At 70.6% G+C, this 23,181-nt stretch carries 23 protein-coding genes; 15 read left to right on the forward strand and 8 right to left on the reverse strand.

All coding sequences use genetic code 11. From position 1 onward, the window contains the following. Positions 1–4 precede the first annotated feature (4 nt). Entirely contained in the window at positions 5–1,717 is a 1,713-nt protein-coding gene (locus tag ABD663_RS12085; protein ID WP_344738863.1) for a cytochrome b/b6 domain-containing protein, read from the forward strand. Between the two features lie 61 nt (positions 1,718–1,778). Here ABD663_RS12085 and ABD663_RS12090 read toward each other — a convergent pair whose 3' ends face one another. From ABD663_RS12090 to ABD663_RS12110, 5 genes are all read right to left on the reverse strand, one after another. Next, entirely contained in the window at positions 1,779–2,303 is a 525-nt protein-coding gene (locus tag ABD663_RS12090; RefSeq protein ID WP_344738865.1) for a nuclear transport factor 2 family protein, read from the reverse strand. Positions 2,304–2,331: 28 nt separating this feature from the next. Further along, on the reverse strand, positions 2,332–4,467 hold the full coding sequence (locus ABD663_RS12095; RefSeq protein WP_344738867.1) for an alpha/beta fold hydrolase: 2,136 nt from the start codon (positions 4,465–4,467) through the stop codon (positions 2,332–2,334). Further along, complete coding sequence (locus ABD663_RS12100) at positions 4,464–5,057, reverse strand: TetR/AcrR family transcriptional regulator (protein ID WP_344738869.1); 594 nt, start codon at positions 5,055–5,057, stop codon at positions 4,464–4,466. The genes ABD663_RS12095 and ABD663_RS12100 overlap by 4 nt, the downstream gene beginning before the upstream one ends. A gap of 84 nt (positions 5,058–5,141) precedes the next feature. After that, entirely contained in the window at positions 5,142–5,909 is a 768-nt protein-coding gene (gene cofE, locus ABD663_RS12105) for a coenzyme F420-0:L-glutamate ligase (RefSeq protein ID WP_344738872.1), read from the reverse strand. 8 nt (positions 5,910–5,917) lie between these two features. After that, positions 5,918–6,424, reverse strand: coding sequence for a GNAT family N-acetyltransferase (locus ABD663_RS12110; RefSeq protein WP_344738874.1), 507 nt, complete (start codon positions 6,422–6,424; stop codon positions 5,918–5,920). 57 nt (positions 6,425–6,481) lie between these two features. Between ABD663_RS12110 and ABD663_RS12115 the strand changes: the two genes are divergently transcribed. The 4 genes from ABD663_RS12115 (at position 6,482) to ABD663_RS12130 (ending at position 9,532) form a co-directional block, all read left to right on the forward strand. After that, positions 6,482–7,042: a thioesterase family protein gene (locus ABD663_RS12115; RefSeq protein ID WP_344738876.1), complete on the forward strand. Its 561-nt coding sequence runs from the start codon at positions 6,482–6,484 to the stop codon at positions 7,040–7,042. Between the two features lie 82 nt (positions 7,043–7,124). Further along, the gene (locus ABD663_RS12120) at positions 7,125–7,568 is read left to right on the forward strand and encodes a hypothetical protein (RefSeq protein ID WP_344738878.1); all 444 of its coding nucleotides are present in this window, start codon (positions 7,125–7,127) and stop codon (positions 7,566–7,568) included. Between the two features lie 3 nt (positions 7,569–7,571). Further along, positions 7,572–8,876 (forward strand): hypothetical protein, encoded by a 1,305-nt coding sequence (locus tag ABD663_RS12125; protein ID WP_344738880.1) that lies wholly within the window; start codon positions 7,572–7,574, stop codon positions 8,874–8,876. A 128-nt stretch (positions 8,877–9,004) separates the two neighbouring features. Continuing rightward, a complete protein-coding gene (locus ABD663_RS12130; RefSeq protein WP_344738882.1) occupies positions 9,005–9,532 on the forward strand; it encodes a hypothetical protein in 528 nt (175 codons plus the stop codon). A gap of 46 nt (positions 9,533–9,578) precedes the next feature. Here the strand turns inward: ABD663_RS12130 and ABD663_RS12135 are convergent, their stop codons facing one another. Beyond that, a complete protein-coding gene (locus ABD663_RS12135; protein WP_344738884.1) occupies positions 9,579–9,890 on the reverse strand; it encodes a DUF7882 family protein in 312 nt (103 codons plus the stop codon). 127 nt (positions 9,891–10,017) lie between these two features. On the opposite strand from ABD663_RS12135, the gene ABD663_RS12140 reads away from it, so the two are divergent. After that, entirely contained in the window at positions 10,018–10,791 is a 774-nt protein-coding gene (locus tag ABD663_RS12140; protein ID WP_344738886.1) for an EAL domain-containing protein, read from the forward strand. Positions 10,792–10,800: 9 nt separating this feature from the next. Here the strand turns inward: ABD663_RS12140 and ABD663_RS12145 are convergent, their stop codons facing one another. Next, complete coding sequence (locus tag ABD663_RS12145; protein ID WP_344738888.1) at positions 10,801–11,058, reverse strand: hypothetical protein; 258 nt, start codon at positions 11,056–11,058, stop codon at positions 10,801–10,803. Between the two features lie 50 nt (positions 11,059–11,108). On the opposite strand from ABD663_RS12145, the gene ABD663_RS12150 reads away from it, so the two are divergent. Beyond that, positions 11,109–11,414 (forward strand): DUF7882 family protein, encoded by a 306-nt coding sequence (locus ABD663_RS12150; protein WP_344738890.1) that lies wholly within the window; start codon positions 11,109–11,111, stop codon positions 11,412–11,414. On the opposite strand, the gene ABD663_RS12155 is transcribed toward ABD663_RS12150, so the two are convergent. Then, entirely contained in the window at positions 11,406–13,355 is a 1,950-nt protein-coding gene (locus ABD663_RS12155; RefSeq protein WP_344738892.1) for a diguanylate cyclase domain-containing protein, read from the reverse strand. The genes ABD663_RS12150 and ABD663_RS12155 overlap by 9 nt on opposite strands. 146 nt (positions 13,356–13,501) lie before the next feature. Here ABD663_RS12155 and ABD663_RS12160 point away from each other — a divergent pair, with 146 nt between their 5' ends. From ABD663_RS12160 to rocD, 8 genes are all read left to right on the forward strand, one after another. After that, positions 13,502–17,206 carry a proline dehydrogenase family protein gene (locus ABD663_RS12160; RefSeq protein WP_344738894.1) on the forward strand — a complete coding sequence of 1,235 codons (3,705 nt, stop codon included), beginning with the start codon at positions 13,502–13,504 and terminating at the stop codon, positions 17,204–17,206. Beyond that, positions 17,203–17,778 carry a 3'-5' exonuclease gene (locus ABD663_RS12165; protein ID WP_344738896.1) on the forward strand — a complete coding sequence of 192 codons (576 nt, stop codon included), beginning with the start codon at positions 17,203–17,205 and terminating at the stop codon, positions 17,776–17,778. Before ABD663_RS12160 ends, ABD663_RS12165 begins: the two co-directional genes overlap by 4 nt. Before the next feature lie 26 nt (positions 17,779–17,804). Continuing rightward, positions 17,805–19,148, forward strand: a complete 1,344-nt coding sequence (locus ABD663_RS12170) for a hypothetical protein (RefSeq protein WP_344738898.1) — start codon at positions 17,805–17,807, stop codon at positions 19,146–19,148. A gap of 79 nt (positions 19,149–19,227) precedes the next feature. Next, positions 19,228–19,662, forward strand: a complete 435-nt coding sequence (locus ABD663_RS12175) for a hypothetical protein (protein WP_344738900.1) — start codon at positions 19,228–19,230, stop codon at positions 19,660–19,662. Next, entirely contained in the window at positions 19,662–19,877 is a 216-nt protein-coding gene (locus ABD663_RS12180; protein ID WP_344738902.1) for a helix-turn-helix transcriptional regulator, read from the forward strand. Before ABD663_RS12175 ends, ABD663_RS12180 begins: the two co-directional genes overlap by 1 nt. Position 19,878: 1 nt before the next feature. Beyond that, positions 19,879–20,901 carry an NAD(P)-dependent alcohol dehydrogenase gene (locus ABD663_RS12185; RefSeq protein WP_344738904.1) on the forward strand — a complete coding sequence of 341 codons (1,023 nt, stop codon included), beginning with the start codon at positions 19,879–19,881 and terminating at the stop codon, positions 20,899–20,901. 151 nt (positions 20,902–21,052) lie between these two features. After that, entirely contained in the window at positions 21,053–21,937 is an 885-nt protein-coding gene (gene ddaH / locus ABD663_RS12190) for a dimethylargininase (protein WP_344738906.1), read from the forward strand. After that, a complete protein-coding gene (gene rocD, locus ABD663_RS12195) occupies positions 21,934–23,160 on the forward strand; it encodes an ornithine--oxo-acid transaminase (RefSeq protein ID WP_425561779.1) in 1,227 nt (408 codons plus the stop codon). Before ddaH ends, rocD begins: the two co-directional genes overlap by 4 nt. Positions 23,161–23,181: the final 21 nt, after the last annotated feature.

The raw sequence follows: 23,181 nt of genomic DNA on the forward strand, positions 1-23,181 counted from the left end.
GGCGATGGCGACGTACGGGACGACGATCCGGCGCGGCCTGCCGCGGGTGGCCGGCGGCGACCCGTACCCGCCCGACGGGGCCGCGCCCCTCGAGGTCGCTGCGGTCGCGGCGGTCGCGGCATCCGTGGCGTCCGGCGAGGCGTCCGGCGCCACTTCCCTGGAAGGGCGCCCGGAACCTGTGGCGCCAACCCAGGAAACAGCAGCCGAACCCGCCGCGCAGGTCGTCGACACCGGGGGCGGCGACGAAGCCCCCGCCCCCGCGGCCGCGGGCGCTGCGGGTGGGGTGATGGCCCTGCGTCGCGGGCTGCCCCGCACCCCCGGAGGGGAGCCGTGGCCGCCCGCCGGGGCCGTGGCCGCCGCGGCTGAGGCATCCGTCGCCGGTTCCGGCGCCACTTCCCTGAAGGGGCGCCCGGAACCTGTGGCGCCAACCCAGGAAACAGCAGCCGAACCCACCACCGCCGTCGCTGAGCGAGCGGAGCGAGATGCCCCCGCCGCGGCGGCCGCTACCGCCGCCGGGGGAGTTGCGCTGCGTCGCGGGCTGCCCCGCACTCCGGGGGGCGAGCCGTGGCCGCCCGCCGGATTGGCCGCCCCCGCGCCGGCATCCGCTGCTCCCGTCGCCGAGGTTCAACCGCGGCAGACGGTGGATGCCGCAACGACGGAAGCCACATCCGCCGCGGTCGAACAGGAACCCGCCGCGCCGGTGTACGACGTGTCGACGCCGCTGCCGTTCACCCGCACCGTGTGGGCGGGCGCATCCGCCGCCACCCGCCCGGCACCGAAGCCGGAACCGGCCCGCATCGGTCCGTTCACGAAGGCGCAGTGGGCCGGGATCGTCGTGGTCGGCGGCGGCGCGCTGGTGTACGCGGGACTGATGGCCGTGCTCGCGGTGCGGTGGCTGCTGTCCACTCCGTGGGGTATCGACCTTCTCGCTGCGTTCCCCGGCGAATACCACCTGCCCGAGGGCGCCCCTGTCGGGTTCCCGGCGTGGTTGGGGTGGCAGCACTTCTTCAACGTGTTCCTGATGGTGCTCATCATCCGGTCGGGCCTGACGATCCGCACCGAGAAGCGCCCGACCGCGTTCTGGACCCCGCGCGGCAACCCGAAGGGCAAGGTCAGCCTCACGATCTGGTTCCATCAGGCACTCGACCTGCTGTGGATCCTCAACGGCGTCGCGTTCGTGGTGCTGCTGTTCGTCACCGGCCAGTGGATGCGGATCGTGCCCACCAGCTGGGAGGTGTTCCCGAACGCATTCAGCGCCGCGCTGCAATACGTCTCGCTGGATTGGCCGACCGAGAACGGGTGGGTCAACTACAACAGCCTGCAGCAGCTGGCCTACTTCACCACGGTGTTCCTCGCCGCCCCGCTCGCGATCGCCACCGGGTTCCGGATGTCGGGCTGGTGGCCGAAGAACGCGAAGGCGCTCAGCAAGGCGTACCCGATCGAGTGGGCCCGCGCGGTGCACTTCCCCGTGATGCTCTACTTCGTCGCGTTCATCATCGTGCACGTCGCGCTCGTGTTCGCCACCGGGGCCCTCCGCAACCTGAACCACATGTACGCGGCACAGGGCAGCGTCGACCCCAACGCCTACGCCGACAACTGGGCCGGGTTCTGGATCTTCATCGCCTCGATCGTCGTGATCGCCGCCGCCTGGACCGCCGCCCGCCCCCTCGTCCTGGCCCCCATCGCCCGGCTGTTCGGAACCGTCAGCGGACGCTGACGGTTCTCACCTTCCGGTTGTCGAGTAGCGCCCGCAGGGCGCGTATCGAGACACGGAACCGTCAGCGGACGCTGACCCGCCGCGCGGGGTCGGTCATCGGCGCCATCGAGCGGTCGCCCGACCGCAGCGCGGCCGCGATCGGCCGAGCGGATGCCGCGATCATCCCGGCCACCCACGGGTTGCCGTTCGCGCGCGCGAGCGCGGGACCGGCCAGGGCCGGAATCGAGGCCAGCGCGGGCAGGGGGCGCACGTACGCGGTGATCTCGCGGATCAGCCCGTCGGCGCCGAAGCGCAGCACCTTCAGCTCGTCGACGACCTCGCCGCGCATGAGGATCGTCAGCCGCACCGCGCGGGTGTCGCCCGTCCCGATCGCCTCGTCGACGTGCACGGCGTCGAAGAGAGCGAACATGACCTCCTCCATCCGCTCGATGTCGGTGCGCGAGGTGTACTCGTACGCATCGGTCGTCGCCGAGCGAAAGCGGGCGTCTTCTGCAAGGCAGGATGCCGCGGCCCCGGCATCCCGCGCTTCGACCGCTCCCTTCCACCGCGCGAGCGTCGCCTCGATCGTCGTGGTCTCGGTGGCCATCACGTTCCTCCTCGCAGCGGGTCGGCGCTTAGAGCAGCCGGCCGATGAGTGCCGCGGCGCGCTCCGCGCCGTCGGTCTCGACGTCGGCGAACTCCGCCGGACGCGAGAGCAGGTCGGCGACGGCATCCGCCACCGCCTGCGGGTCGAGCTCGTCGTAATCCATGCGGCGGCCCGCACCGTAGCGGTCGAGCCGTGCGCGCACGTGCACGTTCTGCTCGAAGTGGCCGCGCAGGGGCACATAGATGAAGGGCACCTTCGCGGCGGTGAGCTCCATCGTCGTCGTGAGCCCCCCCTGCACGATCGCGACATCGCACGCGGCGAGCCACCGGTAGAGACGGTCGACGTAGGCGTGGTACTCGACGCCGTCGACTTGCGGCAGCGTCGCCGGATCGATGCGCGGTCCGGTGACGACGACCATCCGCAGGTTCGGGACCGCGTGGCGCAGCACCGGGGCCGCGCCGACGACACGACGGAGCAGGTCGGTCCCGACACCCGATCCGCCCACGGCGACGACGCACACCAGCTCGTCGACGCCGAAGCCGACTTCGGCGCGCAGCCGGTCACGATCGCCGAGAGCCCGGGGGTCGAACCCGGTGACATATCCCGAGAAGTCGAAGTGATCCTCCGTCCAGTCGCGCACGACCGGCAGGCCCTCGCCGAAGGTCCCGGGGGCGATGTCGTCGGGCGACCCGACGAACACGGCCGCATCCCGCAGGGTCGGGTGGTCGGCGACGTGCTCGATCATCTCGAGGTTGTAGTCGCGGGCGACCTCGACCTGACGGGCGCCGCCGTGCGGCATCGGCGTGAAGCCGACGAAGTCCGTCATCCAGGCCAGCGGCGCGCGCTTGAGCGCGGGGTTCTCGAAGAGGTGGTAGTCGAGGTCCCACGACTCGTCGGCGATCACGAGGTCGTAGTCTCCGGCGGCCATGACGTCGTCGAGAACGTGGAAGTTGTGCAGCAGGATCTCGTCCATGTCGCGCAGCGCCTGGAACGCATCGAGCGCGTGTTCGCCGCACTCCGCCTCGATGTGCGCCGACTCGCTCGCCAGCAGGCGCGACGCGGGGTGGATGCGGTGGCCGGCGCCGTCGAGCACGCGGGTGACCGGATGCTGCGCCAGCCAGTCCACGTCGAGCTCGGGGTGGGCGGCGATCAGCGCGTCGGCGATCGCGACGTCGCGCCGTGCGTGGCCGAGCCCGATCGGCGACGACAGGTAGAGTGCGCGCCGCCGTCCCGGCGCGGGTGCCGACCATGCGGTCGTCCCCAGCTCGCGTCGGTCGGGCGTGCGCGGCCCCAGGCCCCACACCTCGTTCGCGAAGCCGTGCACGAGGTGATTGAAGCGCACCGGATAGCGCGCGAGCACGGCGTGCCCGGCATCCTCGATCGACTCGAGACGTGCGCTCGGCATCAGGCCGTCGAGCCACACCGAGCTGGCGTGGCTCGTGATGCGGTCGTCGGTGCCGTGGATGAGCAGCGTGGGCGTCGACGAACGCGCCAGCCGCTGCTTCATGTCGTCGACATCGAAGTCCTCGCTGTCGACGATCGTCCACCACAGCACGTCGGGCTCCTGATCCAGACCCCACGCGACCCCGTCGTCCCACCCCATCGTGGAGTGCGGATCGGAGCTGACCTGGGCCATGAAGAACTCGAGGAAGTCCCGCCAGTCGCGCCGCCACCACTCGACGCTGAACTTCGACCACTCCCGCGGAGGCTCGCCCGAGGTCGGATCCCACGGCGGGGCGAGACGATCAGCAACGGGGATGCGCCAGGGATGGCTGGCCGCGAGCGCGACGGCGCCGTCGACGCGGTCCGGATGCAGCGCCGACAGGTACAGCGCGAGCTCGGCCCCCATCGAGTAGCCGACGACGAGCGCGCGGTCGGTGCGGGTGGCATCCATCACGGCCACCGCGTCCGCGACCCGGTTGAGGTGGGTGTAGCGAGCCGGGTCGTGCGGGCGCGTGGAGCGACCCGTTCCCGTGGCGTCGTACACGACGACACGGAAAGAGCGGGACAGGTACGGGATCTGCGCTTTCCACATGCGCGAGTAGACGATCTCCCAGGTCGGCAGCAGCACGATCGTGCGGTCGCCCGTGCCGTAGACCTCCCAGTGCAGGGTCGCCCCCGCGCGCTCCACGTCGCCGCTCGCGGCGGGCTCGACGGCTCTCATGTGGTCGCCTCCTCGTTCTGCCACAGCGCGCCGACCGCGCGCAGCGCCTCGCGGACGGGCACGGTGTCCTGCCCGGCGAGGATGATCGTCTCGGCGCCCAGGAACGCCGCGCTCGTGAGCGCGACCGCCTGGGCGGGGGTGAGCGGGCCGAGCGACACGCCCCGACTCGCGTGATGCTCGAACGCCCCGGTGAGCACCGATATCCAGCCGTCGAGCGCCTGACGAACGCGTTCGCCGATCGCTGGCGTCGACCACCCGGCGGCGAGCATCTCGTGCAGCAGCCGCACGTACCCCGACTCGAGGTCGGCGTCGAAGTAGTCGCACGCGCGGCTCCACTGCTCGGCCAGTGGCTCGTCGCCCGCGTACAGCGCCGCCTGGCGGTCGAGCAGCTTGGCGTTCTCGTGCTCGAACAGCGCGAGGACGAGGTTCGCCTTCGATCCGAAGTGGTAGTGGATCTGGCTGAGCGGCACGCCCGCCCGCTCGGCCACCGAGCGCGTCGAGAGCGCCGCGTAGCCGTTCTCGAGGATGGCGGCGCGGGCCGCCTCGAGCAGCGTCGTCGCCGTCGGCGTGAGGGAGGTGTCGGTTCGCACGTCATCGATTCCGGTTGTTCGGTCGATCGACCGAATTTCGGATGACAGTACGCCTGATTCCGGATCCGCGCAAGGGCCGGCGCGTCAGTCGGCAGCGTCGACGGCTGCCGCGCCCGCGGCGAATCCCGCGGCGTACGCCTCGTCGGCGCCCAGGCGGAACATGTCGTTCTCGCCGTCGCGCACGATCGAACGCGCGCCGGGAAGGTCCAGGTCTCCGACGAGGTCGGCACGGCCGCGCACGACTGCGACGGGACGTCGCGAGGTCTTCCCCTTCACCAGATCGGCGGCGGCGGCGAGCTCGTCGGCGACGCACGGGAGGGTGACGACGAGCGGGCGGCCCTCGGCATCCGTGCGGCCGCGGAGGTCTTCGAAGACATGCACCCCGGCGGCGCCGATCGCCGTATCGGTCTGGCCGTCGCGCCAGGCGCGGCCGAGCGTGTCGGTGATGAGCACCCCGACCGTCACGCCGAGGCGTTCGCGCAGCCCGGTGCAGAGCGCTCGGGCCGAGGCATCGGGGTCGAGCGGCAGAAGCAGCACCGTGCCCTCTGCGGTGTTGGAGGCGTCGACGCCCGCGGCCGCCGAGACGATGCCGAGGCGGTTCTCGACGATGCGCGTCGTGTGCCCCGTCGGCGAGGTGCGGGTGGCGACCACGCGCACGGTTTCGGCGGTGATGGCCTCTTCCCGGTCGTCGGCCGCGATGATGCGCCCCTCGGCCTTCGACACGATCTTGGACGTCACGGCGAGGATGTCGCCGTCACGGAGCGAGGTTCCCGCCGAACGCGCGATCACGTCGATCAGGTCGGCGCCTGGCGCGATTTCGGGGATGCCCTCCAGGGCCCAGACCTGCAGCACGCGGCGTGTCAGCGCGTGAAGCGCACCTCGGTCAGCGTTTCGCCGAGGAACGGCTCGGTGTGCGACGCATCGTCGAGGCGGAACCCGTTGCGCTCGTAGAAGCGGTGGGCGCGCGGATTGTCGTCGGCGACCCAGAGGTAGAGCGACTCACCGTCTTCGACGACCGCATCGAACAGCTTCTGGCCGATGCCCGTGCCGTGCCACGCGTCGAGCAGATAGATGAAGTACAGCTCGCGGTTGGCGGGCGCGTCGCGGTCGCGCGCAGGGCCCGAGCCCGCGAATCCGACGATCTCGCCGTCGACGAGCGCGGCGAACATCTTGAAGTCCGGACCCTGAACGGCCCAGTGTGTCCACAGTTCGGCGAGGCGCTTGGGCGAGATCGCCTCGAGCGCCGCCTTACTGATGAGGTGGTCGTACGTCTCGTGCCAGCAGGTCGCGTGCACCCTGCCCAATGCCTCGGCATCGACGTCCCGGACCGGACGGACGACGATGTCGGTCTGCAGTTCGGCTTCCATGGGCCAGACTCTACGCGCGCCTGCGGTGCATGCGAAATCGGGCTACGCTCGCTCGACGTGAACGTGATCTGGCGCACCCTCCTGGTGATGTTGATGGCGCGGCGTCGGCTTCGGCGCCACGGCCGCCTCGCTCCGACCGCGGTCGGCCGCGTGCGGCTGACGACGCTGCCGACCGACCTCGACATCCTCGGCCACATGAACAACGGCCGCTACCTGTCGCTGATGGACCTCGGCCGGTGGGACCTGCTGGTGCGCACCGGGCTCATGGGTGCGATGCGCACCCACGGCTGGTACGCCGTCGTCTCGAGCGAGACGGTGACCTTCCGGAAGTCGCTCGAGGCCTGGCAGCGTTTCGATCTCGAGTCGCGGCTGATCGGTCACGACGACAAGGCGGTCTACCTCGAGCACCGGTGCACCGTCGACGGTGAGATCTACGCCCGGGCGATCGTGCGCGCGCGCATGATGAAGCGGTCCGGGGGCACCCTGTCGCACGAGGAGATGTTCGCCGCCGTCGGCCGCCCCGAGGGCATCCCCGACGTCGCCGACTGGATCCACGAATGGGCCGCAGCGTCCGCTCTTCCGCCGTCGCGCGCGGAGGCGCCCAGCATCTGGGCCTGAGCCGCCGACTCGCGGCCGGGGTGTCGCCTGACGCGTCGGACTGGTTCACTGGGGCCACGCGAATCGCAGGGAGGCGATCCGAATGGCCAGCGACATCGTCCTCGACGACACGTCGATCACACTGCAAGACGCCGACACGGTCACGATTTCGCAGGGCGATCGCCGGGTCGAGATCAATCTGCGCAGCAACCGCTCGCGAATGGTGGTCGGATCCGACGAGGCGCCGGGCTTCCTCACTCTCGACGGCACCAACGCCCGGATCAGCATCATGCAAGGCGGCGTGATCGCTCAGTCGGCCTCCGTGCGCGAGGAACTGTCGGTGGGCAGCGGCGGGGGCGAAGGAGGCACGCACCCCGGCTCGATCCGGGTGACCGGCCGCACCGGAGTCCTGCTGACCGTCGACGGGGCGGCCGGGCAGATCGAGATCGCAGGACACGGCAACCTTCTCGACCGGTTGGCGGAGCTGGCCGCACTGCGGGCGACGGTCAGCCGGCTCGAGTCGAGGGTGCGCGCACTGGAGTCCTGAGCCATGGCCTCCTTTTCTCTGCGGGCGCGGGCCCCGCGCTCGCCGGTTTCCATCCGCACAGAGGCGGCCGGACCGTCGCCGATCTCGGTGCGCGACCTGATCGGACCCCGCCGCAAGGTGCTCATGCTCGATCGACTGACGTGCGTGCGCAAGAACGACCTCATCGGACGCGACGAGATCCGCCTCGAGATCTGGGCGGACGGTCAATTCGACGACGCCCTTCGGATGAAGCTCGGCAAAGGTCGGCACAAGAACCTCGGCACGGCGGTCGAGTTCGACCGGAATGTGCGGGTCGTGCTGTTCGACGAGGACATCTCTCAACCGAGCGACATCGTGCGCATCGACCGCGACGACGAACTCGGCAGTCACGGCTTCACAGCGGTCGGCGACCAGATGCGGGCCTTCCGCCGCAACGGTGCGCACTACGTCCTCGCAGCGCGGGTCGTCGAGGGCGATCCCGGTGGCGCGACGACCGCATGGGAACTGGCCGACGACTTCGAAGCGTCGACGGATGCCGGTCGTTGGCCGCGCCTGTCGAAGGCGCGGATCGTCGCGCAGCTGCGCGACCGTCTGGCGCAGCCGTGGCTGGTCGACCAGGGACCGACCAACACGTGCGGCCCGGCCGCGGTCGTCTTCGAACTCATCCGCAGGTCTCCGCGGCGCTACGTACGACTGGTCAGGTCGCTGTTCAAAGACGCCGACTTCACCATGAAGGACGGCAGTCGCATCACGACGTCGATGCGGTTGAGGGCGGCACCGGCGCGGACCGAGACGGAGGACGGGCGAACGCGCACCGTGCCCGACGTGGACTGGCTCGTGCTCGCGGCGCTGCGCGAGAGCGCGAACGTCGTCTATGCGGGGCCGCGTGCCTTCGATCGTGGCGGCTCGACCCACTGGGAAGTCGCCGGCTGGCTCTACAAGCTCAACGGCTACAACCGCGTGAGGTACTTCCCCGGACCACCGCGACTGATCGCCGGTGCACTCACCCCGGCGGATGTGTCGGCACCGTCCTGGCTGGACCGTGCCCGCGACGTGCTCGACAAGAACGGCGCCGCGATCGCCAGCGTCGACTCGAGCGTGCTCGGTACGGACCCGCCCGACTGGTGGAGCAAGCCCGAGCATCTCGTCGCGGTGCTCGATCGACCGCAGCCGCGTGACGGCGATCCGTGGCCGACCGAGGTCGCACCGCTCGAGCTGGACCGATCGACGGTCCGCTGGAGCGTCTTCACGTGGGGCGGGATCGCCCGAGAGCAGACGATGCGCCGGCACTTCGAGTCGGGCATGTGGATGCTGATCACGGCATATTGACGACCGGGAAGCGGAAGTAGCCCACACGGGCCCGGTGCGCAAGCCCTTGCCGGACGGCCGCGGTTGCGGCTTGCGTGGAGCGGTGCCGGCCCGACCCCCGGGGCCGGACCCACCGGAAGGAGGGTGTCATGGACACCACCGCACTCATCTGGCTCATCGTCGGCATCGTCGTCGTCGCGGCGGTCGCCGTGCTCGTCGCGGTGCTCGTCTCGCGAGGCCGCTCGGCACGCCGCGAGCAGCGCCGGCACGAGGAGGCCGAGGAACTGCGCGCGCAGGCGGAGGCCGCGCGGCTCGACGCGCAGGAGGAAGAGGCCCGCGAGGCTCGGGCCCGCGCAGAGGCCGCGTCGGCCGCCGCAACCGCGGAGCAGGCGAAGGCGCGGGCGGTCGAGGCCGACCTCGAAGCCAAGCGTCAGGCCGGAACGATCGACGGGCACGCCTCCGATGCCGCCCGGCGCCGCGCCGAAGCCGACGAGCTCGCTCGGAAGGCGAACGAGATCGACCCCGCCGCGGCACCGCCGTCCGATGCCGACCACCGCCCGATCACGCGGACGTCGGTGCGCGACAGCGACACGGTCGTCGTCGAAGGCGCACACGAGGGCGACACCCGCGGGGATGCCGCTGAGCCGCGCCGCACCCCGGCATCCGGCTCCGCCTGACCCCGATGTCGGCTCAGCCCGGGTCCCCGCAGTCGGGCGCGTTCGTCTATGCGCCGGCCGGGGGCTCGGGCTCGTCGACGATGCTCAGACCCGCGGGCGAGTTCGCCGACTTGGCGAGCGCCTCGAGCCACGCGGGGTTGAGCCGCGGTTGACGCCCGCCGAAGTACTCGAACGCGAGCGAGATGTTGGGGCTCAGCCACACCGACGTCCGGCCCATGCCCGCACGGTCGGGATCGGTCCAGGTGAACGAGAACTGCTCACCGCGGCGCAGCTTCCCCCAGATCACGACCTGCAGGTGCGCGAGGATGCGGTCGTCGATCGCGACCGTGAGCTTCGAGTCGTAGGTGAGCGTGCCCATCGGCACCACTGTAGTGCGGGTGAGGCGTCGCGAGGGAGTCCGTGCGACCCAGGGGCGGGGATAGTACACGTTTTCTTCGACGATGTCTGGTGTTGCATCGATTCCTCGGGCATCCCACCCTGTAGTGGTGGATATCGTGAGCGATCTGGGAGACGAGCTGCGCGCGGCGCTGAACGACGGCCAACTCGCCGTCGAGTATCAGCCGCAGTTCGACCTGCACGCAGCCACGCCCGCTCCCGGTCGTCCCGTGGCGGTGGAGGCGCTGTGCAGATGGCACCATCCGACGCGGGGTCTGGTCATGCCCGATGTGTTCATCCCCATCGCCGAGCGCGAGCACATCATCACGGCGCTGGACGCGCATGTGCTGCTGCTGGCCGCTGAGCAGGTCCGGCGCTGGCAACTCGACGGACACCGGCTCGGCCTGTCGGTGAACGCCTCACCGACGCACATGTCGCCGGAATATGCGGACGCGGTGATCCAGGCACTCGACGACTTCGGGCTGTCGCACGGCTCGCTGGCGATCGAGATCACGGAATCGCCCGCACCGCAGCTTCTGCCCGAGGCGATCGCGATCCTTCCGCGGCTGCGCTCAGAGGGGATCGCGGTCTCGCTCGACGACTTCGGCGGGGGTGACACCACGATCGACATGCTGGACTCGCTGCCGATCGATGAGATCAAGATCGATCGGTCGATCACCCAGCGCACCGACCGCGCTGCGGACGTCGAGGTGGCGGCCGTGGTCGCCCACGCAGACCGCCACGGCTGGCGCGTGGTCGCCGAGGGCATCGAGACCGAGGCCGACCTCGAGCGATCGAGGCGGCGGGGATGCCACCGCGGTCAGGGCTTCCTGTGGGGGCCGCCGGTGCCCGCAGCTCGGCTCGAGGAGATGCTCGCGAGCTGACCCCGTCGGTCAGATGCCGGTGAACTCGTCGCCGTGGTCGTCGGCGCGCTCCTCGACCGGAGCATCGGCGACCTCGATCTGGCTCCATGTGACGGGCATGCCCGGCGAGAACAGGATGTCGATGCCTGGTCCTCCCCGCAGCGGCGGGACGTTGACGTAGCCGCCTCCCGCCTGGATCGCCTCGAGGATCTTCTGCTTCAACTCGGTGACGGGCTCGGGCAGGAAGTAGTCACGTCCATCGACGGTGAGTCGGTTCACGATCGCCATGACCCCAGCGTAGCCACGTGCATCGCCTTCGGCACCGTAGGATCGTCGACGTGGGTACCCTGCACTACGGTTCGCCGTCGGTCGAATTCGCGATCGACGACCGCACGCTTGCGCACCTCGAGCTGGTGATCCTCGCGAAACTGCGTCGTCGGGAGTCGCTGTCGTTCGCCGTCACCGATGAAGACACCGGAATCCGCCGCTCGGTGTGGCTCTCGCCGTCGTCGACGATCCGCTTCGAGTACGACGCGCCGATGCCCGAGATCAACAGGCTGTGGCTGCAAGAGCTCGTCGACACGGCGAACTCCTCGGGTGGGCTGCGCATCGTGCCCGAGCCCGAGCTTCCCGAGTCACGCTGACCAGCGACCTCTGCCCGCGCGCTTGGCGCGGTACATCGCCTTGTCCGCGGCATCCAGCAGCTCGGCAGGCCGCTCCGCGTCGCCTGAGCCGACCACGCCGGCGGACGCCGACATCGCCACCGTGACTCCCGCCACCGCGACCGGGTCGGACACGATCGACAGCACGCGATCGGCCACGGTGTGTGCCTCGTCTTCGTCGATGTCTGCGCACACCACGACGAACTCATCGCCTCCCAGGCGTGCGACGACATCCGAGGAGCGTGCACTGGACGCCAGACGCTCGGCGATCGCGATGAGGACCGCGTCGCCCACTTCGTGCCCGTGGGTGTCGTTGACGAGTTTGAAGTCGTCGAGGTCGATGAAGATCACGCTGACGCGCCGACCGGAGCGGACCAGTCCGTCGAGGTGCTCATGCAGATAGCGTCGGTTGCGCACGCCGGTCAGCTCGTCGTGGTGGGCGAGTTGGGCGAGCTCGGCCTTCGAGCGGGCATCCAGCGCGGATCGGATCTCGGCCCCCAGCTCGGCGGCCTCGTCGGCGTGATACACCCAGGGCAGGGAGCGCCCGGTCACACTCTCGCGCCATGCGCTGAACGATCGGCGGGGCGATATCGCGCTGTCGCGGTTGGCGGCGCTCTGGTCGCCGAGCCACGCGATCTCACGTGCGACCTCACCTCGGAAGAACATCAGGCAGTCCCCATCGCCACCGAGCGGCTCGACGAGCAGTCCGGCCACGTCGGGCATCTCGGCGGCCAGTTCCGGCCTCTCGAGCGGGAGGGCATCGGTCGCGTGGCGCCCGGGGCCGAGCGCCGCGAGCACGCGTGCGATCGCGTCGGGGGGCGGCGTGAGCCCGACGGTGCGCACGGCGCCGTCCAGTCGCAGGTAGGCGCCGTCCGCAGCGATGACGTCCAGTACGGTGCGACGTCTCGTCATGAGGACGTCTCCGGGGTCGACGCGGCCGAAGATCGGGGCGACGAGTGCGGACCGACGTCGACGGGTCTCGAGCTGTCGCTCCAGCTCGGCGATGCGCTGAGCCGCGAGCAGCTGCACGGTCACTTGGCCGACGAGCACCTCGAGGGCACGACGCAACAGGACGGGCAGGCGTCGAACGCTGCGGTGGGCGAGCGTGAACATGCCGATCAGGCGGTCGTCGTCGACCATCGCCAGCGACACCGTCGAGGCCTGACCCATGTTCCGCATGAACTGCAGGTGGTGCGGTGACGCCCACCGCAGCTCGGTCGGTCCGAGGTCGATCGCGGGGGCGCCCTGGTCCAGTGCGTGCAGCGGGCGGCCGGGGTCTTCGGTGTCGACGATCGCGCGCGAGCGCTTCTCGATGTACAGCGCACGTGCCTGCGATGGGATGTCGGACGCCGGGAAGTGCAGGCCGAGGTAGGGCTCCATGTCGGGTTCCCGCTCGTCGGCGACGATGACCCCGTGGTCATCGGACTGGAAGCTGTAGCACATGACGCGGTCGAAGCCGGTGAGAGCCTTCATCTCGATCGCGGCGCTGCGCCGCAGTTCGTCGGGGTCAGTGATGGTCGCCAGCCGCTGGAGGGCTCCGACGACGCCGGTGCGCGCGTACTCGAGGGTCGCGACGGCGGGCTCGAGCTCGACCAGCAGCGGGGCGGTGTCCCGATGGATGATCGCGTCGTAGGTCCGCCCGACGATGTCGACCCGCACCGGGTCGACGGCACCGGCGTTCGAGACGGCCCAGGTCAGCTCGTCCGATCCGACATCGGTGAGGGGGCGTCCGAGCGCATGTGCGAAGTCCTCGCTGGCCGCGACCACCACGCTGGTCTGCGGATCGATCGCGAGCAGCGTGCCGTGCGACTGGATGCGTCCGACAGCGCGGATGGGCTCGTCAGCGCACTCTCGCAGGCGTCTCTGCTCGTCAGCGCCACGGGCACCGTGACTCAGGTGCGCGATCGCGCCGGCTTCCGGCATCGGTCATCCTCACGGGCTTGGTCAGGGGGGAGGTCCGACCGCCGCCACGGGTCGGTCTGCCCATCCTATGTAGACCCCGCTCCGCTGCGAAGACGCGCCCGGCACGCGAGCCTCGTCGTGACCCTGTGCGGACGTAGGCTGTTCGCATGGTGACCGACCCCTCCCGGGCTGACACCGACCCCACGGCCGACGGCGACGACCTCGCCGCGCGCGCCGTGGCGCTTGCGCAGCGGTGGATCGCCGAGAGCGCACAGGTCGACGTCGACCCCGCCGCCCAGCGCCTGGCCGGCGTTCTGAAGGATCCCGACGGACTGCCCTTCACGATCGGCTTCGTCGACGGCGTCATGCGGCCCGAGAGTCTGGCGGCCGCGGCATCCAACCTGCACCGCGTCGCGCCGCTCGTGCCCGGCTTCCTGCCGTGGTATCTGCGTTCGGCGGTGCACCTCGGCGGGACGGTCGCGCCGGTACTGCCGTCGCCGGTCGTCCCGATCGCGCGGCGCGTGCTGCGCGAGATGGTGGGACACCTCGTCGTCGACGCACGGCCCGAGAAGCTGGGACCGGCCATCGCGAAGCTGCGCGAGGGCGGTGCGCGCCTGAACCTCAACCTGCTCGGCGAGGCGGTGCTCGGCGAGAAGGAGGCGCTGCGCAGACTCGAGGGCATCCACGAACTCATCCGGCGTCCCGACGTCGATTACGTCTCGGTCAAAGTGTCGGCGATCGCCAGCCACATCTCGATGTGGGCGTTCGACGACGTCGTCGACCGGGTCGTCGAGCGCCTGTTGCCGCTGTACGTCACGGCGGCGACCGATGGCACCTTCATCAACCTCGACATGGAGGAGTACCGCGACCTCGACCTCACGCTCGCAGTCTTCACGCGCATCCTCGAAGACCCGCGACTGGCCGCGCTCGACGCCGGCATCGTGCTGCAGGCCTACCTGCCCGATGCGCTGCCGGCGCTGCGAGAGCTGACGGTGTGGGCGCGGGCCCGCGTGGCCGCCGGATCCTCGCCGATCAAGGTGCGGCTCGTGAAGGGCGCCAACCTCGCAATGGAGCGGGTGGATGCCGCGGTGCACGGCTGGGAGCCGGCGACCTACGGCAGCAAACTCGATTCCGACGCCAACTACGTCCGGTGCCTCGACGAGGCGCTGACCCGCGAGAACGCCGCCGCGGTGCGGATCGGCGTCGCCGGGCACAACCTGTTCGACATCGCGTTCGCGTGGCTGCTCGCGGGCGAGCGGGGGGTGCGCGATCGTGTCGAGTTCGAGATGCTCCTGGGCATGGCGCAAGGCCAGGTCGCCGCGGTCGCGCGCGAGGTCGGGCACGTGCTGCTGTATGTGCCGGTCGTGCGCCCCGACGAGTTCGACGTGGCGATCAGCTACCTCGTGCGCCGGCTCGAAGAGAACGCATCGAGTGAGAACTTCCTCTCCGCCGCGTTCGACCTCGCCGAGGACCCTGCGATGTTCGCGCGTGAGCGTGACCGATTCCTCGCGTCGCTCGACCGCGCCCGCGATCCCGGCCTGCGCCTCGGACCCCGGCGCGTGCAGGACCGCGCGGGCCGGACGGACGCCTCGGCAGAGCCGGACACCGGGCGCCGCGCGGCTCGGGCTGCGGCATCCGGTCGCGACGACGCGCTCACCGAAGCGGTCATCGACATCGCCCGTTCGGCGGCGGTGACCGAGACCACGCCGATCCAGCCGAGCGTCGAGGAGCACCTGTTCGGCGGCGACGCGTTCGTCGAGACCGCCGTGTTCTCCCCGCGCGAGGGACGCACGCCCGCAGCCGGAGCCCCCGGCTTCCGCAACACCCCCGACACCGATCCGGCCCTGCCGGCGAACCGGGAGTGGGCGAACGGCATCCTCGCGCGCGTCGAGAGGTCGACCGCGGGCGACGCGACGATCGCGGACGCACGCATCGACCAGCCCGCCGATCTCGAACGCACGATCGCGCGCGTGCGGGCAGCCGGCGCCGAATGGGGCAGTCGGCCCGCCGCCGACCGGTCGGCTGTGCTGATCGCCGCGGGACGGATGCTCGAGGCCCGGCGCGGCGAGCTCATCGAGGTCGCCGGCTCTGAGACGGGCAAGGTCTTCGCCGAGGCCGACGTCGAGGTCAGCGAAGCCGTCGATTTCGCTCATTACTATGCCGCGACCGCGCGCGAGCTCGACCGCGTGAGCGGTGCGGTCTTCGTGCCGGCGCAGCTCACGGTGGTGACGCCGCCGTGGAACTTCCCGGTCGCGATTCCCGCGGGCGGCGTGCTCGCCGCGCTCGCCGCCGGGTCGGGCGTGGTCTTCAAGCCGGCCCCGCAGGCACGCCGCTGCGCCGCTGTCGTCGCCGAGGCTCTGTGGGATGCGGGCGTGCCCCATGACGCCCTCGCCCTCGTCGACATCGACGAGGGCGCTCTCGGGCGGCAGCTGCTGTCCCACCCCGGCGTCGACCGCGTGATCCTCACCGGCTCGTTCGAGACCGCGGCGCTGTTCCGCTCCTGGCGTCCCGAACTGCCGCTGCTGGCCGAGACGAGCGGCAAGAACGCGATGGTCGTCATGCCGTCGGCCGACCTCGATCTCGCCGCGTCCGATCTGGTCAAGAGCGCCTTCGGTCACGCCGGTCAGAAGTGCTCGGCGGCATCCCTCGCGATCCTCGTCGGGCAGGTCGGGCGCTCGAAGCGGTTCGCGCGGCAGCTCGTCGACGCGGCGACCTCGCTGCGCGTGGGTCCGCCGTCCGATCCGCTGTCCGAGATCGGCCCCGTCATCGAGGTGCCGCGGGGCAAGCTCGACTGGGCGCTGACGACCCTCGACGAGGGGGAGTCGTGGCTGGTGGAGCCGCGCCTGCTCGACTTCGGACCCGAGACGTCGGGTCGCTTCTGGACTCCGGGCATCCGTGCGGGGGTGCAACCCGGCTCGCGCGTGCACCGGGAGGAGTTCTTCGGCCCGGTCCTGGGGGTCATGCACGCCGAATCGCTCACCGAGGCGATCGCACTGCAGAACGCGGTCGCGTACGGACTCACCGCCGGCCTGTACACGCAGGACCCGCGAGACCTGGCCCATTGGCTCGACGAGGTCGAGGCCGGCAACCTCTACGTCAACCGCGGCATCACCGGCGCCATCGTGCAACGACAGCCGTTCGGGGGATGGAAGCGGTCGTCGGTCGGCGCGGGAGCCAAAGCCGGCGGGCCCAACTATCTGGTCGGGCTGGGCTCGTGGCGGGCATCGACGGGCACGGCGTCATCGGCGACGCTGCACCTGCGCGGTCTCGACTCGCGCATCACCTCCGTCATCGAGGCGGCTCAGCCGTCGCTCGACTACTCGGCCTTCGAGTGGCTGCGTCGCGGTGCCCTGTCTGACGCCATCGCGTGGGACCGCGAATTCGGCCAGGTCAAGGACGTCTCTCGGCTCGGTGTCGAACGCAACCTGTTCCGCTATCGCGCCTACCCGGCGGTGACGGTGCGCGCGACCGGGGATGCCACCTGGCAGGCGCTGCTGCGGGTGGTGATCGCCGGCATCCGGGCAGGCTCGGCTCTCACGGTGAGCGCACCGGTCGGGCTCCCCGCCCCCGTGCGCCGCGCCCTCAGCGATCAGGACGTCGCGGTGTACGTCGAGAGCGACGACGAATGGGTGGAGCGGATGACGGTCGCCGGCACCGGGCGGGTGCGTCTGGTCGGCGCGGTCGAGACGATGGACGCCGTGCATCGTGCGCTCGCGGAACGCACCGGCGGCGACCCCGACATCGCCGTCTACGACAACGAGGTCACGATCGCCGCGCGTCTCGAACTGCTGCCGTTCCTGAGGGAGCAGTCGGTGACGATCACCGCCCACCGGTTCGGCAACCCGGATGCGTGGAGCGAGTCGGTGATATGACGGCGGATCCGGCCGGCATCCGAGGCATCCCGCGCGAGACGCTCATCAGCGTCGACGTCGAGACCGCAGGGCCCAACCCCGCCGAGTACTCGATGCTGTCGATCGGCGCGTGTCTCGTCGACGAGCCCGACACCGGGTTCTACATCGAGCTCAAGCCGCTCACCGACAACGCGCGCGAGGAGTCGCTCGCCGTCAGCGGACTGACGATGGAGCAGCTGTCGGTCGAGGGCGTCGCGCCCGACGCGGCCATGGCCGAGTTCGACGCGTGGGTGCACGCCGTGACGCCGGACGGCGCGATCCCGATCCTGGTCGCCTTCAACGCCGTGTTCGACTGGATGTTCCTCGACCACTACTTCCGGCGCTTCCTGGCGCGCAACCCGTTCGGCCATTCCGCGCTGGACATCAAGGCGTACGCGATGGGCGCCGCAGGCGGATCGTGGGGCGAGACGAGCATGCGGGTTCTCTCGCCCCTCTATCTCGACGGCCGTCACCTGTCGCACAATGCACTCGGGGATGCCCGCGATCAGGCCGAGCTGTTCCGGCGGATCAGGTCGGCGAGGCACTCCGGCTGACACCGACACCGCACGCGAGGAGCGTCATGGCCGAGACCGACCACACCACCGAACTGCGCACGATCATCGAGTCGGCCGAACGCCTCGGCGTCGAGATGGATGAGGCCGAGAGCCTGCGCTGGCTCACCGCGATCGCGGCCGAGAGCGCCGACGCGGCCGATGCCGCAGACGTGCTCGTCGATGTGGACAGCGGCACCTACGGGTACCGGCCCACGATGCTCGACTTCAGCCCGCACGACATCGCGCGGTTCCGCCGTATCGGCGAGATCGTCGAGGTGACGGGCGAGGGTGCCGAGAGCGCGCTCGCCCTGTCAGGGTCGGCCGCGCAGTCGAAGATCCAGACCTACCCCGGCGACGCCGACTTCTTCCAGCGGCTCAACATCGCGACCGACACGCGCGAGGAGGCGTGTGCCGTGATGGCGCGGCTGATGCGCGATCACGTGCTGACGCACGTGCAGGGGCCCACCTTCCAGTTCCTCGAGGCGAAGCTCGGAAGCCACGAGGTCGACGGCGTCGTGCGGGGTGCCGAGGTGCGCAAGGGCAGCCCGATCAGCTGGACGCTCGCCGAGATCCGCGCGGGCGTACAGGTGGTCGACACCGCCGACGGCCCACGCGAGCTGCGGTGGGACGAGGTCGCCCTCGACCCGGGCTGGTGCAAGCTCGACTGGGTCGTGACCGATCCCGACAGGGGCGGGCTGTCGAACGCGAGCAACGTCATCGACGTGACGTGGGACGCTCCGGACGGAACGATCACACCGCTCGACGGCTACCTCGACGCGTACTTCCAGGAGGTGTACCTCGACGCGGGCTCGGTGCCGACCTTCGCCAAGGTGGCGAAGTTCGTCAGCGACGACGCGCTCGACGAGTACGTCGCCGCCCTCGAGGGCGAGGTGCGCAAGTACCTGACGTATCAGCTCAACTACGGCAAGGCCGCCAAGCGGATGTACAACATCTTCCGGCTGTCGGGTCGGCACATGGATGCCGCGTTCGTGCGCGAGCTGTTCGACGAGCCTGCGACGACGCTGTACCAGGTGTGGTCGCTCATCAGCACTCTCGACAACGCGGTCCACGAGGGCTCATCGATCCCGATCGCCGAGGTCAAGGACCAGGCTGACGCCCTCGTGCTGCAGGTCGTCCAGACCCTCGACGGCGACGCCGAGTCCGAGTTGGTCGCCGCCCTGCTGCGACTGCGGCGCACGCTCGACGATCCGGATGCCGCCGACGCGCGGTCGGCCGAGGTCGTGGCCGCGCGCACGCAGGTCGTCAACCTCGTGAACACGTTCTACCGGGAACGCCTCGAGCTCATGCCGTCGATCAAGGAGTACATGGAGCGGATGCAGGCTGAGGGAGGGGACGGCTCGCACCTCTGATGTAAAGAATTCTTGACACGTCGGCCCGCGGCGTGGCATCCTTCCGATGTAAAGGATTCTAGACATCGGAGGTGGCCTCGTGGGCTACTCGGAGCGCAACATCTGGTCGCAGCTCATCGCGAGCGTCGTCGGCACCGCGGTCTACCTCTCGCTCGTGCTGCCGCAGCTCGGCTCGACCCCCGTCGACGAGATCGACTGGGTCTGGCCGATGGTGTGGGTCATCGTCGGCGCGATCGCGCTGTCGATCGTCGTCAGCATCGTGTGGGGCATCGTCGCCGGTGCGGTCGACCCCGAGGAGGAGCACCGGGCCGATCAGCGCGACCGCGAGATCGAGTGGTTCGGCGACCGCGTCGGCCAGTCTCTGCTCGCGCTCGGCGGTCTGGGCGGACTCGTGCTCGCCATGGTCGAGGCCGACTGGTTCTGGATCGGCAACGCCATCTATCTCGGATTCTTCCTCTCAGCCTCGCTCAGCGGCATCGCGCGGCTGGTCGCCTACCGGCGGGGGTTCCAGTGATGGTGCGTCCGACCAAGGTCACCAACTCGCTGCGCGCCGTGCGCGAGCAGGCAGGCATGACGCAGGCCGAGCTCGCCCGCCGGATCGGCGTCACGCGTCAGACGCTCATCGCCATCGAGCAGGGCCGGTACTCGCCGACGCTCGAGCTCGCCTTCCAGCTGGCCCGCGCGTTCGACGTCGGCCTCGACGACCTGTTCCAGTACCCGGAGGACTGACATGCACGACAAGAAGGACGCCGCGGCTGCGGCCTCGCTGCCCACGACGATGACCGCGTGGCGGCAGCTGGCGTACGGCGGCCCCGAGACCGTCGTCTCGGCGCGCATCGACGTGCCGACGCCCGGCCGAGACGAGGTGCTCCTGCGCACGAGAGCCGTGAGCCTCAACAGCGCCGACGTGCACCTCATGCGCGGCGAACCGCGCATGGTGCGCCTGGCCTTCGGGCTGCGGCGGCCCAAGCGCCCGGTGCTCGGCATGGACGTCGCCGGGACGGTCGTCGCCCTCGGCGAGGGTGTGGCCGACTGGGCGGTGGGCGACGAGGTCGTCGGCGAGCTGCCCGGCGGCGGACTCGCCGAGTATGTCGCCGCGCCGGTGAAGCGGATCGTGCGGCGGCCTGAGGATCTGTCGGCAGAGACGGCGGCGACTCTGCCGCTCGCCGGCGGCACCGCGTGGCAGGCGCTCGACCGCGCCCACGTGGGCACGGGCGACCGGGTGCTCGTGATCGGAGCGTCGGGGGGAGTGGGCACCTTCGCCGTCGCGCTCGCCGCGCTGCGCGGCGCCGAGGTCGACGCGCTCACCGGTGCGCGCAGCCGGTCGCTGGTCGAGGGCCTCGGCGCGACCCGTGCGTTCGACTACCGGGCCGTGGGGCCCGGCTCTGCCCAGCTCGGTCGCGGCGGGTACGACGCCGTCATCGACGTCGTCGGCGCGGCCAGGCTGTCGGCCCTGCGCGCGCTCGTGCGTGAGGGTGGCGCCGCCGTGCTGGTGGGAAGCGGCACCGAAGGGCTGTTCGACCCTCTCCCGCGTCTGGCCGCGGCATCCGTGCGCTCGATCGGCTCGAAGCGGCCGCTTCGCCCCCTGGCCGCCGTCGCCGATGCCCGGATACTGTCCGAGCTCCTCGACCTCGCGGCATCCGGTGCGCTGAAGCCCGCGATCGAGCGCACCTGGCCGCTCGCCGAGGCGGGAGCTGCGCTCGCCCACGTCGATGCGGGCCACACCCTCGGAAAGGTCGTCGTCACCGCCTGACCTGACCGCGCACCCGGCGAGGCGCACCGTGAAGCGGCTCGGTGCCCGACGGGGTCGCGTGCCAGAATGGATGCGGCGTGCCCGGGTCGATGGCTTCCGCAGCCCCGCCGGGCCTGAGGACAGCGTCCGCCGCCCCTTCCGAAGGAGCCCCATGTCGACGCACACCGCGCCCGCAGCCACCTCCGAGGCATCCGGCGCCCGCATCCAGCAGCACCGCAGCTACCTCATGTGCAAGCCCGAGTACTTCACGGTCAGCTACACGATCAACCCGTGGATGGTGCCCGCCAACCCCACCGACACCGCGAAAGCCGTGCGGCAGTGGCAGGCCCTGTACGACACGTACCTGTCGCTCGGCCACGACGTGCACCTCATCGACCCGATCGCAGGCCTGCCCGACATGGTCTACACCGCCAACGGCGGATTCCTCATCGACGGCGTCGCCTACGGTGCGAAGTTCCGCTTCCCCGAGCGGCAGCCCGAGGGCCCCGCCTTCATGGAATGGTTCGGCGCGCACGGCTTCGAGGTCGTCGAGCCGCAGCAGACCAACGAGGGCGAAGGCGACTTCCTGCTCGTGGGCGACACGATCCTCGCCGGCACCGGGTTCCGTTCGACCGGTGACAGCCATCGAGAGCTCCATGACGTGTTCGGCAAGGAGGTCGTGAGCCTCACCCTCGTCGATCCGCGGTTCTACCATCTCGACACCGCCGTTTCGGTCCTCGATCCCGTCGAAGGGCCGGGCGGCGTCGAGCGCGCCAACATCGCCTACCTGCCGCATGCGTTCGACGAGCGCAGTCAGGGGATCCTCGCCGAACGCTACCCCGACGCGATCGCGGTGTCGGATGCCGACGGTGCCGTCTTCGGTCTCAACTCGTCGAGTGATGGACTCAACGTCCTCATCTCGCCCCGCGCGACCGGCTTCGACGCCCAGCTGCGCGAGCGCGGCTACAACCCCGTCCACATCGACCTGTCCGAGCTGCTGCTCGGCGGCGGCGGCATCAAGTGCTGCACGCTGGAACTGCGGAAGGCGGCACGATGACCATGCGACAGGCCACCCTCGACACGGCGACGATCCGCGTGATCGGCGCCGAAGAGCAGCACCTCGCCCACAACTACGACCCGTTGCCCGTCGTCGTCTCGCGGGGGGAGGGTGCGTGGGTCACCGACGTCGAGGGCAAGCGCTACCTCGATCTGCTGTCGGCCTACTCGGCGCTGAACTTCGGCCACCGCCATCCGGCGATCGTCGCCACCGCGACCGAGCAGCTCGAGCGGCTCACGCTCACCAGTCGCGCCTACCACAGCGACCAGCTCGGCATCTTCGCCGCCGCGCTCGCCGACCTGTGCGGCAAAGACCTCGTGCTGCCGATGAACACGGGCGCCGAAGCCGTCGAGACCGGCATCAAGGTCGCGCGCGCGTGGGGATACCGCGTGAAGGGCATCGCGCCGGACACCGCCACGGTCGTCGTCGCGAACGGGAACTTCCACGGCCGCACCACGACGATCGTCGGCTTCAGCGACGACCCCGTCGCGCGTGACGGGTTCGGCCCGTTCGCATCGGGCTTCGTCTCGGTTCCCTACGGGGATGCCTCCGCGATCGAGGCCGCGATCACCGCCGACACCGCCGCGGTGCTCATCGAGCCCATCCAGGGCGAGGCGGGCGTCATCATCCCGCCCGAGGGCTACCTGCGCGCGGTGCGCGAGATCTGCGACCGGCGCAACGTGCTCTTCATCGCCGATGAGATCCAGTCGGGACTGGGCCGCGTCGGCACGACCTTCGCCTGCGACCGCGAGGGCGTCGTGCCCGACGTCTACCTGCTCGGCAAGGCCCTCGGCGGCGGCATCGTGCCGCTGTCGGCCGTCGTCGCCGACCGAGACGTGCTCGGCGTCATCCGCCCCGGTGAGCACGGATCGACCTTCGGCGGCAACCCGCTCGCCGCCGCCGTCGGCACCCGCGTGGTCGAGATGCTGCAGACCGGCGAGTTCCAGACCCGCGCGACGGCGTTGGGCGAGCACCTCGAGGCGAAGCTCGACGAGCTCGTCGGCAGCGGTGTGACCGCTGTGCGGATCGCCGGTCTGTGGGCGGGCATCGACATCGACCCTGCCGTCGGCACCGGGCGCGAGGTGGCAGAGCGGCTGCTCGCCCGCGGCGTGCTCGCCAAGGACACGCACGGGCAGACCCTTCGGATCGCGCCGCCGCTGGTGATCCGCGCCACCGAACTCGATTGGGCGATCGAACAGCTCAAGGTCGTGCTCGCGGACTGAGGTCGGGCCGCCGGGGCGGCG

The sequence above is a fragment of the Microbacterium awajiense genome, assembly GCF_039536545.1.
GTDB classification, from domain to species: domain Bacteria; phylum Actinomycetota; class Actinomycetes; order Actinomycetales; family Microbacteriaceae; genus Microbacterium; species Microbacterium awajiense.